Genomic DNA, 15,877 nt, shown 5'->3' on the forward strand with positions numbered 1-15,877 from the left:
TGCGCTCCTCCGTTGTAGAGGAGCAATTTTAGGCGGGGGTTTCCTGGTGGATATTGATCTCAAACAAAGGTGAAACCGTGTTGTTCCAGGACGACGAAAGCCGTACCGGCGGCAATGGCCACGCCATATGGCATGCTGCCAGCACTTTCCTGGCGGCTGATCGATACTGCCTGCACCCGATAGCCGGAGATCTGGCACAGCAGTGGCCATAGCAGCGTTTTCATGTTCTGGGCAAGAATGTGCCAGCGGCCATTCGCCACCAGCATGCCAACGGCGAGGACGCCGCCGATCAGGCAGGACAGGATCGCAATCTGGAACGCCAATGCGGGGCCAACGAACGCGCCCGCCATCGCCATCAGCTTGACGTCGCCGGCTGCCATGCCGCGTAACAGATAGAGGGGCAGGAAAAGAAAGAAACCCGTGGCCAAGCCAGCCAGCCAGGTGGAAAGCACGGCACCATCGGCGCCCGTGCGCCAGTGCAGCAGCACCGACAGGGCAAGGCCGGACAGCACGAGTACATTGGGAATGCGCCGCAGCGCGAGGTCGGTGACGGCTGCCTGCAACACCAGCCACAGCAGCAGGATTTGAAGTGCCAGGTTCATTGCGTGCCTATCAATGAAAAAAGCCCGCCGGTCGGACCGGCGGGCTGTTCCGGATCAGGGCGTGACCGGGGCCGGGTTCAGGGCGCCGGTGATCTTGGTACCGATGGTGCCGAATGCCTCGCCGACGGTTTTGCCGAGCGCGGCGAACGCAACGCCGACCACACCAGCAACGACAGCTGCCAGCAGGCCGTATTCGATGGCGGTGATACCTTCTTCGTCGTTGGCGAATTGGCGTGCAGCGATGATCAGTGCTTTCATGGTTTCCTCCTGAGTACTTTGTGGTTGGGTTTTGGTGCTGGCCGTATGTCGTGTGCCAGTAGAGAAACTATAGTTTTTATGCCGCCGGCCAACATTGATGTAGCGCAAGCTTGCCCAAGGGCACGCCGAATGTGTGGCGGATTTCTCCAATGCCCTTTGTCGCACCGGGCGCGCTGCCGAAATAGCGACTCCGTGTAGAATCGTGGCGCATTTCAACAATTTTTCGATCGGGATAATTGCTCCTGAAATAGAAAAGATTTATCCTTATCAACTATTCTCAGGAATGGCCTCGTGCTCAGCATTACTATGTGCCTTGTTCCGGAAAAAGCCGCTGCAACCTTCTAGACGAGAGCATGGATTCCCTTCTGAAACACATGGTGGACATGACTGGCCACCGCGATCACGCGATGCTGGATTTTTCCGTGATCTCGGCGGTCCAGGAGCTTGCCGGCGCCAGTTGCGCCCGGGTACTGACACTGGCGAGTGTGCGCGGGCACTTGTATGTCCGCTCGCGTGCCATGGTGATGGCCGGGCAGGCAGCCAGGATGGAGGAAAGCCCGGATCCGGCCAGCCCTGGCGAACCGATCGCCTGCTTTCCCGCGCTGGAGCGTTGCATTGCCCGCCGCGAGTTGTCCGCCGACGACGTGGATGACGAAGGCAAGCACACGTTGTGGTTACCGATCTGGCTGGGAGAAAAGGCCGATACCTGCCTGGAAATCGTCAATCCCACGCCGTACACCGCCGACACCATCCACGTCATCCGCGGTATCGTCAGCGTTTACAAGAACTTCCAGAACCTGCTCGACTACAGCGAGCGTGACTCGCTGACGGGCCTGTTGAACCGCAAGACGTTCGACGACCAGCTGGCCAAGATGCTGCTGGCCGCGGGCGGCGAGCAGGATGGGCTGACGCTGCTGCCGGGCGAACCGGAGCGCCGCCAGCATACGGACCAGGAAAAGCAGTGGCTCGCCGTGGTCGACGTCGACCATTTCAAGCACGTCAACGACCGCTTCGGCCACCTGTATGGCGACGAGGTGCTGATCCTGATCGCCAACCTGCTGACCTCGTCATTCCGTGCCCAGGACCGGGTCTTCCGCTTTGGCGGCGAGGAATTCGTGGTGCTGCTGCGCTCGAGCACGCTGGACAATGCCAGGAAGATCATCGACCGTTTCCGCATGAATGTGGAGCAGCATGATTTCCCCCAGGTGGGCAAGGTCACCGTCAGTGTCGGCTTCGTGTCGATCAGCCCTCTCGAGGCACCGGTGGTCATCCTCGGCCGTGCCGACCAGGCGCTGTATTTCGCCAAGAGCCACGGCCGCAACATGGCATGCCATTATGACGAGCTGGTCAGTGGTGGCCTGCTGCAGGCCGTGGAATCGAACGATACCGCCGAATTCTTCTGACCTGCCGGGTCTTTTGAAGTATTTGACGACAGCCTTCCAGGAAACATGGAACTACGGCAGTTGCGCTATTTTGTTGCAATCGTGGAGCATGGCTCGTTATCGCGCGCTGCCGGGGTACTGCATGTGGCGCAACCGGCACTTACCCAGCAGTTGCGACAACTCGAGGCGGAATTGGGGGCACGATTGCTGCATCGGAGCGCCCAGGGCGTGCACAGCACCGATGCCGGCAAGGTGTTCTACGAGCACGCGCAAGCGATCCTGAAGCAGGTGGCCGATGCCCGCTCCGCTGTCAGCCAGTCGGCCCGGCCATCCGGCACCGTTACGCTGGGGCTGCCGCACAGCATTTCCGCCGCGCTGGCCCTGCCGCTGCTGGCGGCGGCCCGCGAACAGTATCCCGACATTACCTTGCAATTGACGGAGGAACTGACCGGCCACCTGGCCGAGCAATTGAAATCCGGCCGGGTCAACCTTGCCGTGCTGTTCGACGATGGCCAGCTGACGCCGTTCGCGACCACGCCGCTGGCCGAAGAAGCGCTGTGCTTCATTTGCCGTGCCGATGCGCCATGGTTTCCGGACCGCACGGCGGTGACACTGGCCGAAGCACTGGGCGCCACGCTGATCCTGCCAGGGCTGCAGCATGGTGTGCGGCCCCGCATTGAATCCGTGGCGCGAACGGCTGGCCTGGCAACCTGCGGCGTCATCGAAATCAACTCGATCGCCATCCTGAAGTCGGCATTGATGGCGGACATGGGGGCGACGATCCTGCCGGTAGCGCCCGTACTGCCCGAGATCGAGCGGGGCCAGATGCCCTGGCTGGACATCCACGAACCGTCGATTTCCCGCACCGTGGTGTTGTGCGCCTCGCGCAACCTGCCGCCCACGACGGCTGTCACGGCCATCAGCACGCTGGCTGTCGACGTCGTGCGCCGCCTGTGCACGGGCGACGTATGGCCGGGTGCCACGCTGCCCTGATCCGTTAGCCATCATTTTTTCTTATACCCCTATCCCCAAACGCTATTTCCGTATACGTCAACCCGGGCGTACACTGGGCCGATAACCGCCGATGACGGCGGGCGGACCCGAGCACGACCGGCGCACCACCGGCATGCCATCGGCGAATCCGACAGTGGCCTGGGCTGGAATGTCTCTACCCGAGATGCGATGGCGCAGGCGCAACCGAAACAAGATTTTGGAGACAAGCCATGCCCGATACCTCGGTAAAAGGTTCCGGTGCCGCCGCACCGCTGCCCGGTGCCAACGGTCCGCAGCCAGCCCGCCTGAACGACGTCAGCCTGGACGACAAATACACTGCCACATCCGGCAAGATCTTCCTCTCCGGCATACAAGCCCTCGTGCGCCTTCCCCTGATGCAGCGCAAGCGCGACGTGGCCGCCGGCTTGAACACGGCAGGCTTCATTTCCGGCTACCGCGGCTCCCCGCTGGGCGGCCTTGACGAAACCCTGTGGAAGACGCAAAAGCACCTCGAAGCGCATCATGTGCAGTTCGTGCCCGGCGTGAACGAAGACCTTGCCGCGACGGCCGTCTGGGGGTCGCAGCAGGTCGACCTGATCGGGCCAAGCAACTACGATGGCGTGTTTGCGATGTGGTATGGCAAGGGCCCCGGCGTGGACCGCTGCGGCGACGTCTTCAAGCACATGAACCATGCGGGCACGGCCCGGCACGGCGGCGTGCTGCTGGTGGCCGGCGACGACCATGGCGCCTATTCGTCGACATTGCCGCACCAGTCCGACCATATCTTCTCGGCTTGCATGATTCCCGTGCTCTATCCGTGCAATGTGCAGGAATACCTGGACCTGGGCGTGCACGGATGGGCCATGTCGCGCTTCTCCGGTTGCGCGGTGGCGTTCAAGGCGCTGGCCGATACCGTGGAATCGTCGTCTTCGGTGGATGCCGATCCGTTCCGCGTGCAGGTGAAGCTGCCGCAGGATTTCCACATGCCGGAGGGCGGACTGAATGCGCGGTTGTCCAACGTGCCGCTGGGCCGGCAGGCACGCAACCAGGAAGCGCTGATGCAGGATTACAAGATCTATGCGGCGCTGGCCTATGCGCGTGAAAACCGGCTGAACCACACGACGATCGACAATCCCGATGCCAAGCTGGGCATCATCGCTTCGGGTAAATCCTACCTGGACGTGCTGGAAGCACTGGAAGAGCTGGGCATCGACGAAGACATGGCGGCGAAGGTGGGGCTGCGCCTGTTCAAGGTATCGATGCCGTGGCCGCTGGAACCGGATTCGGTGCGCGAATTCGCCCAGGGCCTCGACGAGATCCTGGTGGTGGAGGAAAAGCGCCAGTTCGTCGAATACCAGTTGAAGGAACAACTGTACAACTGGCGCGACGACGTGCGGCCGCGTGTGATCGGCAAGTTCGACGACAAGGGCGAATGGGTGGCGCCGCGCGGCGAATGGCTGCTGCCGCCTAAGGCCGATTTCTCGGTCTCGCAGGTTGCCCGGGTGATTGCCTCGCGCGTGAAACGCTATGTCACCGATCCGCATATCTGCGACCAGATCAAGGCGCGGCTGGTGTTCCTGGATGCCAAGGATGCCGTGTTGCAGAAAGCGATCAGCACACCGTTCCGTCCCGCTTTCTACTGCTCCGGCTGCCCGCACAACACGTCGACCAAGGTACCGGAAGGCAGCTTCGCGCTGGCCGGCATCGGCTGCCACGTGATGGCCACGTCCATCTACCCGGAAATGAACAAGCTGACCACGCACATGGGTGGCGAAGGCGCACCGTGGATTGGGCAGGCGGCGTTTTCCAAGGTGCCGCACGTGTTCCAGAACCTCGGCGACGGCACGTATTTCCACTCCGGCTACCTGGCCATTCGCGCCGCCGTGGCCGCGAAGGTCAACATCACCTACAAGATCCTGTACAACGACGCGGTGGCGATGACGGGCGGCCAGCCGGTCGACGGCACGGTATCGGTGCCGATGATCGCGCAGCAGATGGCGGCCGAGGGTGTAAAGCGCATTGCCCTGGTGACGGAAGACCTGTCGCGCTATGCGGACCGCTCGAACCTGCCCGCCTTCCTGACACTGCACGACCGCAAGGACATGGATGCGGTGCAGCGCGAGCTGCGCGAGATCGCCGGCTGCACGGTGCTGATCTATGACCAGACCTGCGCGGCCGAGAAGCGGCGCCGCAGGAAAAAGCAGGAGCTCGTCGATCCGGGCAAGCGCATGGTGATCAACGAGGCCGTGTGTGAAGGATGCGGCGATTGCGGCATCCAGTCCAACTGCGTGTCGATCCTGCCGAAGGAAACCGAGTTTGGCCGCAAGCGCACGATCGACCAGTCGAGCTGCAACAAGGACTATTCGTGCGTGAAGGGATTCTGCCCGAGCTTCGTGACGGTCGAGGGCGGCACACTGAAGAAGTCGCAAGCCGGCAAGACCCAGACGGAAGAATGGGGTGCGTTGCCCCAGCCGATGATCCCGGCGTGCGAGCACCCATACAACATCCTGATCAACGGCATTGGCGGCACGGGTGTGATCACCGTCGGCGCGCTGATGGGCATGGCCGCGCACCTGGAAGGCAAGGGGGCATCCGTGCTGGACATGACGGGCATGTCGCAGAAGAACGGCTCCGTCACCTCGCACGTGAAGATCGTGCAGTCGCCGGCGCACCTGCGTGCGCAGCGCATCGCCACCGGCGAGGCGGATCTCGTGCTGGGTTGCGACATGCTCACCACGGGCGCGGCCGACGCGGTGGCGAAGATGCGGCCGGGCCGCACGCTGGCCGTCGTCAACCTGCACGAGCAGCCGCCCGGCACGTTCGCGCAGGACGCCGACTGGGAATATCCGGTGGGCGACGTGCGCGCGCTGATCGAGGAATCCGTGGGCGGACCGGATGCGGCCGACTTCGTCGACGCGACGAAGCTGGCAACGGCGCTGATGGGCGACTCGATCGCCGCCAACCTGTTCATGCTGGGCTATGCCTGGCAGCACGGCCGCATTCCGCTGACCGAAGCGGCACTCTTGCGCGCGATCGAGATGAATGGCGTCGCCGTCGAGTCGAACAAGAAAAGCTTCCTGTGGGGCCGCCGCGCGGCGGTGGATGCGAAGCGGGTCGAGCTGATCGCCACGCCGGCGCAGCCTGTCGTGCTGCAGATGCCGCAAGGCCTGGAGTCGATCGTGCGCAAGCGTGTGGAATTCCTGACCGGCTACCAGGATGCCGCTTATGCCGGGCTGTACCAGCAGTTTGTCGAACAGGTACGCGAGCGGGAAAGCGCACTGGGCATGCCGTCGAAACGCCTGTCGATCGCGGTGGCGAAATCGCTGGCCAAGCTGATGGCCTACAAGGACGAATACGAGGTGGCACGGCTGTACACGGATGGGCGCTTCGTCGAACAGTTGAAGACGCAATTCGAAGGCGACTTCACGTTGAAATTCAACCTGGCGCCGCCGATTTTCGCGAAGAAGGATGCGCAAGGCCACCTGGTCAAGGCCCAGTATGGTTCCTGGACGTGGCGGGCCTTCCAGGTGCTGGCCCGCCTGAAAGGATTGCGCGGCGGCCCGCTCGACGTATTCGGCCGCACCGCCGAACGCAGGATGGAACGCGCGCTGATCGGCCAGTACCGGCAGGTGATCGCCGACGTGCTGTCGCGCCTGACCGCCGAGAACTACGACACCGCGGTCGCACTGGCCGCCCTGCCGGAAAAAATCCGCGGCTTCGGGCACGTGAAGGAAAAGGCCGTCGCCACGTATCACGCCGAGCAGGCCCGCTTGCTGGCCGCCTTCGGCGGCTCGCACCAGCACGCCGCCTGATGTTTCTCGACACCGGGGTCAGACCCCATTTTTAAGAAATATTTCCTGAAACCGGGGTCTGACCCCGGTTTCAGGAAACGAAAGACGATATCTTTACGTTTACGTAAGCGTCATATAATCGGATCATTGCGATCCGCCAGAATTTTCAGGGACCTCCATGAACGATCTGACTTCCGCCAAGACCCTCGCCGCCGATGCACAGCCGCCGCGGCCGGCCAACAAGGTGCGCTTTGTCACCGCCGCGTCGCTGTTCGACGGCCATGACGCTTCGATCAACATCATGCGCCGGATCCTGCAGTCGCACGGCGTGGAAGTCGTGCACCTTGGGCATAACCGCTCGGTCGACGAGGTGGTGACGGCGGCGCTGGCCGAGGATGTGCAGGGCATCGCGATTTCCAGCTACCAGGGCGGCCATGTCGAATACTTCAAGTACATGATCGACCTGCTGCGCCAGCGCGGCGGCGCGCACATCAAGGTGTTCGGCGGCGGCGGCGGCGTGATCATGCCGGCGGAGATCGCCGAGCTGCATGCCTATGGCCTGACGCGCATCTTCAGCCCGGAAGACGGCCAGCGCATGGGCCTGGCGGGCATGATCGCGTGGATGGTGCAGCAGTGCGATGTGGACTTGTCGCAGTATTCGCCCACGTCGCTGGCGCCGCTGCTGGGTGGAGGTAGCACGGACAACGCGCCGGGCGACATCGTGGCGCGCCATCGCCCGCTGGCGCAGCTGATCACGGCACTGGAAAACGACAAGGCCGATGCCGCGCTGCGCCGGGAATTGGCAGAAACGGCCGACCGCCTGCGCGTGCCGGCGCTCGGTATCACAGGCACTGGTGGCGCCGGCAAATCGTCGCTGACCGATGAGCTGATTCGCCGCATCCGCCTCGACCAGGGCGATGCGCTCAACATCGCCGTGATCTCGATCGATCCATCGCGCCGCAAGTCCGGGGGCGCTTTGCTGGGCGACCGCATCCGCATGAACGCCATCAATCCATGGAGCCTCGGCGGTGAAACGCGGCATCGCGTCTTCATGCGGTCGCTGGCCACGCGCGAGGCGGGTTCCGAGATCTCGCAGGCCTTGCCCGATGTGATCCGTGCCTGCAAGGTGGCCGGGTTCGACCTGGTCATCGTGGAAACGTCCGGCATCGGCCAGGGCGATGCCGCGATCGTGCCGCACGTGGACGTGTCGATGTATGTGATGACGCCGGAATTCGGCGCCGCCTCGCAGCTGGAAAAGATCGACATGCTGGACTTCGCGGATTTCATCGCGATCAACAAGTTCGACCGCAAGGGCGCGCAGGATGCGCTGCGTGACGTGGCCAAGCAGTACCAGCGCAACCGCGAGCTGTGGAGCCGCCAGCCGGACGAGATGCCGGTGTTCGGCACGCAGGCTTCACGCTTCAACGACGACGGCGTTACCGCGCTGTACCAGGCCCTGCTGCCGAAGCTGGCGCAATTCGGGCTGCGCACGCAACCCGGCCAGCTGGCCCGCGCGGACGTACGCCACTCTTCGGGCAAGAACGTGATCGTGCCGCCGGCCCGGGCACGCTACCTGGCAGAGATCGCCGATACCGTGCGGGGCTATCACAAGCACGTGCGCCGGCAATCGGTGCTGGCGCGCGAGCGCCAGCAGTTGACGGAAGCAAAACGCATGCTGGCGGCGGCCGGCCGCACTGCCGACTTCGACGACGTCATCAGCGAGCGCGATCACGCGCTGGACGCCGGCGCGAAAAAGCTGCTGGCCATGTGGCCGGACATGCAGGCGGCATATGCCGGCGACGAATACGTGGTGAAAATCCGCGACAAGGAAATCCGCACGGGCCTCGTGCAGCACACGTTGTCCGGCACGAAGATCCGCAAGGTGGCGCTGCCGAAGTACGAAGACCACGGCGAGCTGCTGCGCTGGCTGATGCTGGAAAACGTGCCCGGCTCGTTCCCGTACACCGCCGGCGTGTTTGCGTTCAAGCGCGAAGGCGAGGACCCGACGCGCATGTTTGCCGGCGAAGGCGACGCATTCCGCACCAACCGCCGCTTCAAGCTGGTGTCGGAGGGGCTCGATGCGAAACGCCTGTCGACAGCGTTCGATTCCGTGACACTGTATGGCGCCGATCCGGCACCGCGGCCGGACATCTACGGCAAGGTGGGCAATTCGGGCGTCTCCATCGCCACGCTGGACGACATGAAGGTACTGTACGACGGGTTCGACCTGTGCAGCCCGTCGACATCGGTATCGATGACGATCAACGGCCCGGCGCCGACGATCCTGGCAATGTTCATGAACACGGCGATCGACCAGCAGCTCGACAAGTTCGTGGCGCAGAACGGGCGTCAGCCGACGGATGATGAAGCGACGAAGATCCGGGCCTGGGTGCTGCAGAACGTGCGCGGCACGGTGCAGGCGGATATCCTGAAGGAAGACCAGGGCCAGAACACCTGCATTTTCAGTACGGAGTTCTCGCTGAAGGTCATGGGCGATATCCAGGAATACTTCGTGCACCACGGCGTGCGCAATTTCTACTCGGTGTCGATCTCCGGCTACCACATCGCCGAGGCGGGGGCGAACCCGATCTCGCAGCTGGCATTCACGCTGTCGAACGGCTTTACCTTTGTCGAAGCCTACCTGGCGCGCGGCATGCACATCGACGACTTCGCGCCGAACCTGTCATTCTTCTTTTCCAACGGCATGGATCCGGAATACACGGTGCTGGGCCGCGTGGCGCGGCGCATCTGGGCGGTGACGATGCGCGACAAGTATGGCGCCAACGATCGCAGCCAGAAGCTGAAGTATCACATCCAGACATCGGGCCGTTCGCTGCACGCGCAGGAGATCGACTTCAACGATATCCGCACCACCTTGCAGGCATTGATCGCGATCTACGACAACTGCAATTCGCTGCACACCAATGCCTATGACGAAGCGATCACCACACCGACCGACGAATCGGTGCGCCGGGCACTGGCGATCCAGCTGATCATCAATCGCGAATGGGGCCTGGCGAAGAACGAAAACCCGAACCAGGGCGCCTTCATCATCGACGAGCTGACCGATCTCGTGGAAGAGGCCGTGCTGCAGGAATTCGAACGCATCGCCGAACGCGGCGGCGTGCTGGGCGCCATGGAAACGGGTTACCAGCGCGGCAAGATCCAGGAAGAGTCGCTGCTCTACGAGCACAGGAAGCATGACGGTTCGTTGCCGATCATCGGCGTCAACACGTTCCGTAATCCCAAGGGCGCCGAGGTGCCGCAGGCGATCGAGCTGGCCCGTTCGACCGACGACGAAAAACAGTCCCAGTTGCACCGGTTGGCGGACTTCCACCTGCGCCATGCGGATGCCGCACCGGCGGCCCTGGCAGCGTTGCAACAGGCGGCGATCGACAACCAGAACGTGTTCGCGAAGTTGATGGATGCCGTGCGCGTTTGCTCACTGGGCCAGATCACCAGCGCACTGTTCGAGACCGGTGGCCAGTATCGGCGCAATATGTAAGAACACGGCGAGCCCCCCGCGCCTGCGGGTCCACCTGTGCGTTGACCCGCGGGACAGTCGAACTGATCTCCATCAAATCGGTAACCTTGCCAGAAGCCGTATGGCTGTGGCGCCTGCTGAGCATCAATACCGCAAACTTCCCCTGCGCTAACTTTCTATCTCATTGCCTGGCCTCGGTGGAGACCGATATGAGATATGCACGACTGACGCCGGGTCACGGATTCAAGCCCGCCAACAGCTTCCTCTATTACCTGCAGCGCATCATCGTTTCCCCTCCCCTGCGTGGCCTGTGCGTACGCATGTTCCGCAACTGGGTGCGCGCCCGCCATGGGATCTCGACCCGCGTGTCGGTGCCCGCGCGCCTGCAACTGCTGGACCGGCTGCACGCCGAAGGCTACGCATCGCTGGGCAACATACTTACCACCAGCCAGTGCGACGACATCCACGGCTATTTCGCCAACAAGATCCTGACGGACCGGCAGAACGAAACGTCCACGTTCACGCTGGCACGCGTGCCGCCGGCAGCGCGGCTGGCCGAATACAAGCTGCACGATATCGTTCGCTGCCCGCACATCCTGGCACTGGCCAACGACACCCGGCTGCTGGAACTGGCCGAACGCTACATCGGCTGCAAGCCCACGATATCGCAATTGGGTGTTCGCTGGTCGTTTCCCTCGCCGGGGCTGCGCTCGGACCTGCAGACGTTTCACCGCGATTCCGAGGACTGGCGGTACTTCAAGGTGATCGTCTACCTCACGGACGTGGGGCCGGATGACGGCCCCCATGTGTACGTGCGCGGCACGCACAAGACACGCGCACCGGTGCGCCTGAAGATCCAGTCCGACGGCGAGATCAGCCGCGAATATGGAGAAGAAAGCCTGATCACCGCAGTCGGCGAGCGGGGCTTCGGCTTTGCCGTCGATACCGCCGGCGTGCACAAGGGCTCTCCCCCTGTATCGAAACCCCGCCTGATGCTGCAGATTCAATACTCGCTGTTTCGCAGCTATGCCTATGTGTATGAACCTGAACCGTACAGCGGCAGCTTGCCTTTCGACCCCTACATCAACCGCCTGATTCTGGCCTGACAGAAAGACTCCCGCCTATGACGACGATCGAAATCAATCTCCCGCGCGACCTGGCCGAAGAGGCGGCCGAACTGGGCCTGTTGAAATCGCAAGTGGTGGCCGACTTGCTGCGTGACGAAATCCGCCGCCGCACCTTTTCCGACCTGATCGAACATGGCGGCTACGCGGCCAATGGTTTTGCAGCACCCGAGGAACCGGATCGCGCTGCACCACCGCGGCGCCGAAAAGGCTGATACCCGGCGCCGTGCCCGGCCCCTCGTTATGCCAGTTATCGGCATCGGCTCCCACAAGACCTGCAATGCCGCAACAACGGGCCGTTCAGCAGCCCCGGCCCCTGCCCCGATTTCGTTCCGTGACAGTCCCTTCGCTGGCTTCAGCGCGTGGTGGCAACTTGCCACCAGCGATCATCGACATGCGCCGCGGCCAAGTGGATGGCCTGGCCGATCAGAGGCGTGGCGAGCCGCTGGCCTGCCTGGTCGGCAAGCGCGGCAATGCGGTCGAGCGGCTCATGCCAGGCGTGGAAGGCCAGGTCGAACGTGCCATTGTGGATCGGCAGCAGCACTTCGCCACGCAAGTCGATATGGGCTTGCAGGGTTTGCTCCGGCTGCATGTGCACATCCGGCCACTCCTTGTCGTAGGCGCCCGTTTCGATCATCGTGAGGTCGAACGGGCCGAAGCGGTCGCCGATCGCCTTGAAGCCGCGAAAATAGCCGGAATCACCGCTGAAGAATACCCGGTGTGCGCGGCCGGCGATCACCCAGGAACACCATAGCGTGCTGTTGCCGTCCGCCAGGCCACGGCCGGAGAAATGCTGCGCCGGCGTGCAGGTGAGTTCGACATTGCCCAGCCTGATGGAACGCCACCAGTCCAGTTGCCGTACCTTGGCGGCTGGAATACCCCAGCTGACGAGCCGGTCGCCAACGCCGAGCGGCGCGATGAAATACCGCGTTTTTGCCGCCAGCGCCATGACCGCACCGCGGTCCAGGTGGTCATAATGATCGTGCGACAGGATGACGCCCTCGAGCGGCGGCAATTCCTCGAGTGCCAGTGGCGGCGCATGGAACCGTGCGGGCCCAAGCCAGCTGAACGGCGAGGCCCGGCGCGCGAAGACCGGATCGGTCAGCCACAGGACGCCTTCCAGCTTCAGCAACACGGTTGAATGCCCGAGCCGCCACACGGTATGGTCCGGCGCCGCCTCGATGGCGGCACGCGCCATGGTCTGCACTGGAACCGGCGCGGCCGGGACGGTGTTGGCAGGCTTATGGAACAGCGCACGCCACATGATCCCGAGCATCTTGCCGAATCCGCTGCGGTGCATCCGCGCCGGATTGCGGAAGCGGCCATTCTGGAGCTGCGGTGACACGTAGGCGGTGGTGGATTGCACGATAACTCCTGGCGGCTGGGTGGCATGAAATGTAAACTACACAGTGTAGTTCAAGTGTAGCGCCCGGACTCTGGAAAGTAAACTACCGGTGTAAAATAGGGCATGACCACTACCCGCCTGACCGACCGCAAGCGCGCCGCCATCGTGCAGGCCGCAATTGCCGAATTTCGTGCCAACGGCTTCGATGCAACGTCGATGGACCGTGTGGCCGCCACGGCCGGCGTATCGAAACGGACCGTCTACAATCACTTTCCCAGCAAGGACGACCTGTTTGCGCAGATCCTCGAAGAGTTATGGGATTGCACTGCCGCCACCGATCCCGCGTCTTACCGTGCTGATCAGCCGCTGCGCGGCCAACTGATGGATTTGCTGCAGCAAAAGATAGCGCTGCTGCGTGATCCCTACTTTCTTGACCTGGCACGCGTAGCGATCGCTGAAGCGATCCACACGCCCGAGCGGGCACGCAGCATGGTGGCAAAGCTGTCTCAGAAGGAAGAAGGTGCTGCGGCACTGCTGCGCGCCGCACAGGCGGAGGGCAAGCTGAAGCCCGGTGATCCCGCCTTCATGGCCCATGTGCTGCAGGGCCAGCTGAAAGCGTTTGCATTCTGGCCCCAGGTGGCAATGGGCCAGCCGGGGCTGGACGAGGCACAGGAAGTGGCCGTCGTCGAAACGGCCGTCGACATGTTCCTGTGCTATTGGGGCAAGTAATTCCCGGATCAGGCGAATGGAATGTAATCGAAACCCTTGCCGATCGTGGCAGCCAGGGCGTTGCGATTTTCCTGGCTTTCGCTGAAGAACATCAACACGGCAGTACGGTCGCCTTCCCTGTCGAGCACATCGAGCCAGTAGTCGTGGCCGGCCTGTTCCGGCGCGCGATGGAGGATATTCTGATACATCCGGGTGACGAATGTTGCATTGTCCGGGTTGCTGCCTCTACCCGGGGCCAGTTCAACCCACCCGGTGCGCAGCCCATCGATATGGATGGCATCGGATAGCGGGACATTGCGATGCCGGATAGCATAGCCACTCAATTTCCTTGTTCTTTGCAAATTTGACAAGCATTCAGGAGCGGCGCGGGCGAGTCAACCTCTGTGTCAGGCTAGGCGAACCGCACCGCGTACACGGGCGGCAGGTGGGCAGCGATGGTGTGCCACCTGGCGCCGCCATTTCCGGACACCCACACGCCACCCGTTGTCGACGCCATCAACAGCGTGGCGCCATCGTCGGCGACCGCCAGCCCGTGCCGGTAAACCAGATCGTAGCAATCCCGTTGCGGCAGGCCGTTGCGCTGCGTATCGAACGTGGCACCGCCATCGCGCGTGTGGTTCACCGCCAGCGCGGCGCCGACGGGCACCCGCTGCTGGTCGGCAATGGCTGGCACGAACCACGCCATGCGTCCGTCGGCGGGATGCGCTGCGACCGCGAAGCCGAATGAAGATGCCGGTGCCTGCAATTCCTGCCACTGCCCGCCATTGTCCACCGACCGCCAGATGCCGCTATGGTGCTGGCACCACAGCACGTCGGGCATGCCGGCACAGCGCACGATGCGGTGCGGATCCTGCGCCGCGCCATCATCGACCAGCTCGGGCGGCATGTAGCGGGCCGCCATGCCTTGCGTACGGAGGGCCCACGTACTGCCGCCATCGTTCGTCAGCCATGCGCCGCCACACGATACACCGACCAGCACGCTGGCGCTGTCGCGCGGGTCGACGCAGATGCTGTGGATGCCCGGCGTGTCGTAACCGCCGCCGAACCATTCGGCGCGTCCGGGAACGTTCCATAACGATTCAACCAGTTGCCAGCTTTCGCCGCGGTCGTTCGAGCGGAACAGCCCACCCGGCAAGGTACCGGCCCACAGCACCCCTGGCTGGTCCGGGCCGCCCGCTTCCAGCGACCAGATCTGCTTCAGTGTCCAGTCGGTCTTGTCACCGCTGTCCTGCGGCTTCGGGGGATACACGGGCACGGCGACTTCCTTCCATGCCGCGCCGCCGGCGTCACGCCGGTGCAGCTTCGCGCCAAAGTGGCCCAGGTTCAGCGCCGCGTAGGTGGTGCCATCGCGCCGGTCGGGCAGCACGATCGAGACCGGATCGCCGGGAAAATGCGGCGCGGACAAGTTCCACGCGCCATCCTGCTTCGTCAGTTCGAACAGTCCCTTGCGGGTAGCAATGAATGCGTGGCGCCTCATGTCAGCCTCCGGAAAGTGCCTGCAAGATGTGGATGGTGGAATCAGGCCGGAGGGGATCGTCCAGCAAGGCACTGTCACGGCAGCGCCGGCCGTCGACGAAGGCAACGACGTTGGCGCGCAACCGGCCCTGGTCATCGAGCACATAGGCGGCCAGGCGCGGGTGGGCCGCGGCCACCGCATCGAGCGCATTGCGCAATGTCGTGGCATCCGTCTCCATCTGGGGCACGGGCAAGAAGCGCGCCAGCTGTTGGGTGAAGATGATGAGCGCCAAGGGAAATCGCCTCCGGATTGGACGATTCTAGCGCGGCTGCCGGCCGTGTTGGCCTACAATGAATTACTGACGGACGGAAAGCAACACAGGAGCTGCCAATGTCGATTACCCAGCAAGAACTGGAAACGCTGATGCAGGAAGTGGAGCAGGAAGACCCGATCGATTTCGCCGACCTGCCCTTCGACGAGAAAGACTTGCGTGGCATCGTCGCTGGTCGCCTGTGCGAGATGGCCGGGGCGATGGAGTCGTTCAGCGAGGCTGATCGGCAGATGACGCTGCTGGCCGTGTCGGCCAAGCTGGTGCTGGAAAACCTCGTGCTGCACGTGCAGCTGCTGCGGCGCCACGGCCAGCCATTGAACGAGCAGACCGAGGCGCTGCTGGCCCGGCTGCGCAAGCCGGACGGCGCGGGCTGACCGCTGGC

The 15,877-nt window shown here is 63.3% G+C and carries 14 protein-coding genes; 8 read left to right on the top strand and 6 right to left on the bottom strand.

The window, feature by feature from the left end:
• Positions 1-59: 59 nt before the first annotated feature.
• A complete protein-coding gene (locus ACY65G_RS23075; protein ID WP_464999632.1) occupies positions 60-602 on the bottom strand; it encodes an A24 family peptidase in 543 nt (180 codons plus the stop codon).
• Positions 603-656: 54 nt separating this feature from the next.
• Entirely contained in the window at positions 657-860 is a 204-nt protein-coding gene (locus ACY65G_RS23080) for a Flp family type IVb pilin (RefSeq protein WP_464999633.1), read from the bottom strand.
• Between the two features lie 353 nt (positions 861-1,213).
• Here ACY65G_RS23080 and ACY65G_RS23085 point away from each other — a divergent pair, with 353 nt between their 5' ends.
• The 6 genes from ACY65G_RS23085 to ACY65G_RS23110 all read left to right on the top strand — a co-directional run bounded on the left by ACY65G_RS23085 (position 1,214) and on the right by ACY65G_RS23110 (position 11,849).
• Positions 1,214-2,263 (top strand): GGDEF domain-containing protein, encoded by a 1,050-nt coding sequence (locus ACY65G_RS23085; protein WP_464999634.1) that lies wholly within the window; start codon positions 1,214-1,216, stop codon positions 2,261-2,263.
• A gap of 45 nt (positions 2,264-2,308) precedes the next feature.
• On the top strand, positions 2,309-3,235 hold the full coding sequence (locus ACY65G_RS23090; RefSeq protein ID WP_464999635.1) for a LysR substrate-binding domain-containing protein: 927 nt from the start codon (positions 2,309-2,311) through the stop codon (positions 3,233-3,235).
• A 230-nt stretch (positions 3,236-3,465) separates the two neighbouring features.
• Positions 3,466-7,047 carry an indolepyruvate ferredoxin oxidoreductase family protein gene (locus ACY65G_RS23095; protein ID WP_464999636.1) on the top strand — a complete coding sequence of 1,194 codons (3,582 nt, stop codon included), beginning with the start codon at positions 3,466-3,468 and terminating at the stop codon, positions 7,045-7,047.
• A gap of 157 nt (positions 7,048-7,204) precedes the next feature.
• A complete protein-coding gene (gene icmF, locus ACY65G_RS23100) occupies positions 7,205-10,531 on the top strand; it encodes a fused isobutyryl-CoA mutase/GTPase IcmF (RefSeq protein WP_464999637.1) in 3,327 nt (1,108 codons plus the stop codon).
• Between the two features lie 188 nt (positions 10,532-10,719).
• The gene (locus tag ACY65G_RS23105) at positions 10,720-11,616 is read left to right on the top strand and encodes a phytanoyl-CoA dioxygenase family protein (protein WP_464999638.1); all 897 of its coding nucleotides are present in this window, start codon (positions 10,720-10,722) and stop codon (positions 11,614-11,616) included.
• Between the two features lie 17 nt (positions 11,617-11,633).
• Entirely contained in the window at positions 11,634-11,849 is a 216-nt protein-coding gene (locus tag ACY65G_RS23110) for a hypothetical protein (protein ID WP_464999639.1), read from the top strand.
• 140 nt (positions 11,850-11,989) lie between these two features.
• Here the strand turns inward: ACY65G_RS23110 and ACY65G_RS23115 are convergent, their stop codons facing one another.
• Positions 11,990-13,000, bottom strand: coding sequence for an MBL fold metallo-hydrolase (locus ACY65G_RS23115; protein WP_464999640.1), 1,011 nt, complete (start codon positions 12,998-13,000; stop codon positions 11,990-11,992).
• Between the two features lie 102 nt (positions 13,001-13,102).
• Here ACY65G_RS23115 and ACY65G_RS23120 point away from each other — a divergent pair, with 102 nt between their 5' ends.
• The gene (locus ACY65G_RS23120) at positions 13,103-13,708 is read left to right on the top strand and encodes a TetR/AcrR family transcriptional regulator (protein ID WP_464999641.1); all 606 of its coding nucleotides are present in this window, start codon (positions 13,103-13,105) and stop codon (positions 13,706-13,708) included.
• Between the two features lie 8 nt (positions 13,709-13,716).
• Here the strand turns inward: ACY65G_RS23120 and ACY65G_RS23125 are convergent, their stop codons facing one another.
• From ACY65G_RS23125 to ACY65G_RS23135, 3 genes are read right to left on the bottom strand one after another with little or no spacing between them, the layout of a single operon-like run.
• On the bottom strand, positions 13,717-14,058 hold the full coding sequence (locus tag ACY65G_RS23125; RefSeq protein ID WP_464999642.1) for a DUF4214 domain-containing protein: 342 nt from the start codon (positions 14,056-14,058) through the stop codon (positions 13,717-13,719).
• 41 nt (positions 14,059-14,099) lie between these two features.
• Positions 14,100-15,185, bottom strand: a complete 1,086-nt coding sequence (locus tag ACY65G_RS23130) for a WD40/YVTN/BNR-like repeat-containing protein (RefSeq protein WP_464999643.1) — start codon at positions 15,183-15,185, stop codon at positions 14,100-14,102.
• Position 15,186: 1 nt separating this feature from the next.
• Positions 15,187-15,456 carry a MoaD/ThiS family protein gene (locus ACY65G_RS23135; RefSeq protein ID WP_464999644.1) on the bottom strand — a complete coding sequence of 90 codons (270 nt, stop codon included), beginning with the start codon at positions 15,454-15,456 and terminating at the stop codon, positions 15,187-15,189.
• A gap of 98 nt (positions 15,457-15,554) precedes the next feature.
• On the opposite strand from ACY65G_RS23135, the gene ACY65G_RS23140 reads away from it, so the two are divergent.
• On the top strand, positions 15,555-15,869 hold the full coding sequence (locus ACY65G_RS23140; protein ID WP_464999645.1) for a hypothetical protein: 315 nt from the start codon (positions 15,555-15,557) through the stop codon (positions 15,867-15,869).
• Positions 15,870-15,877: the final 8 nt, after the last annotated feature.

The sequence above is a fragment of the Pseudoduganella sp. jia 12 genome (assembly GCF_055502675.1).

What these genes read in the sequence shown, in the direction of transcription:
- ACY65G_RS23095 (WP_464999636.1), top strand. Translation starts at nt 3,466, where the DNA reads ATGCCCGATACCTCGGTAAAAGGTTCCGGTGCCGCCGCACCGCTGCCC.
- ACY65G_RS23130 (WP_464999643.1), bottom strand. Translation starts at nt 15,185, where the DNA reads ATGAGGCGCCACGCATTCATTGCTACCCGCAAGGGACTGTTCGAACTG.
- icmF (WP_464999637.1), top strand. Translation starts at nt 7,205, where the DNA reads ATGAACGATCTGACTTCCGCCAAGACCCTCGCCGCCGATGCACAGCCG.
- ACY65G_RS23120 (WP_464999641.1), top strand. Translation starts at nt 13,103, where the DNA reads ATGACCACTACCCGCCTGACCGACCGCAAGCGCGCCGCCATCGTGCAG.
- ACY65G_RS23090 (WP_464999635.1), top strand. Translation starts at nt 2,309, where the DNA reads ATGGAACTACGGCAGTTGCGCTATTTTGTTGCAATCGTGGAGCATGGC.
- ACY65G_RS23085 (WP_464999634.1), top strand. Translation starts at nt 1,214, where the DNA reads ATGGATTCCCTTCTGAAACACATGGTGGACATGACTGGCCACCGCGAT.
- ACY65G_RS23080 (WP_464999633.1), bottom strand. Translation starts at nt 860, where the DNA reads ATGAAAGCACTGATCATCGCTGCACGCCAATTCGCCAACGACGAAGAA.
- ACY65G_RS23140 (WP_464999645.1), top strand. Translation starts at nt 15,555, where the DNA reads ATGTCGATTACCCAGCAAGAACTGGAAACGCTGATGCAGGAAGTGGAG.
- ACY65G_RS23110 (WP_464999639.1), top strand. Translation starts at nt 11,634, where the DNA reads ATGACGACGATCGAAATCAATCTCCCGCGCGACCTGGCCGAAGAGGCG.
- ACY65G_RS23105 (WP_464999638.1), top strand. Translation starts at nt 10,720, where the DNA reads ATGAGATATGCACGACTGACGCCGGGTCACGGATTCAAGCCCGCCAAC.
- ACY65G_RS23075 (WP_464999632.1), bottom strand. Translation starts at nt 602, where the DNA reads ATGAACCTGGCACTTCAAATCCTGCTGCTGTGGCTGGTGTTGCAGGCA.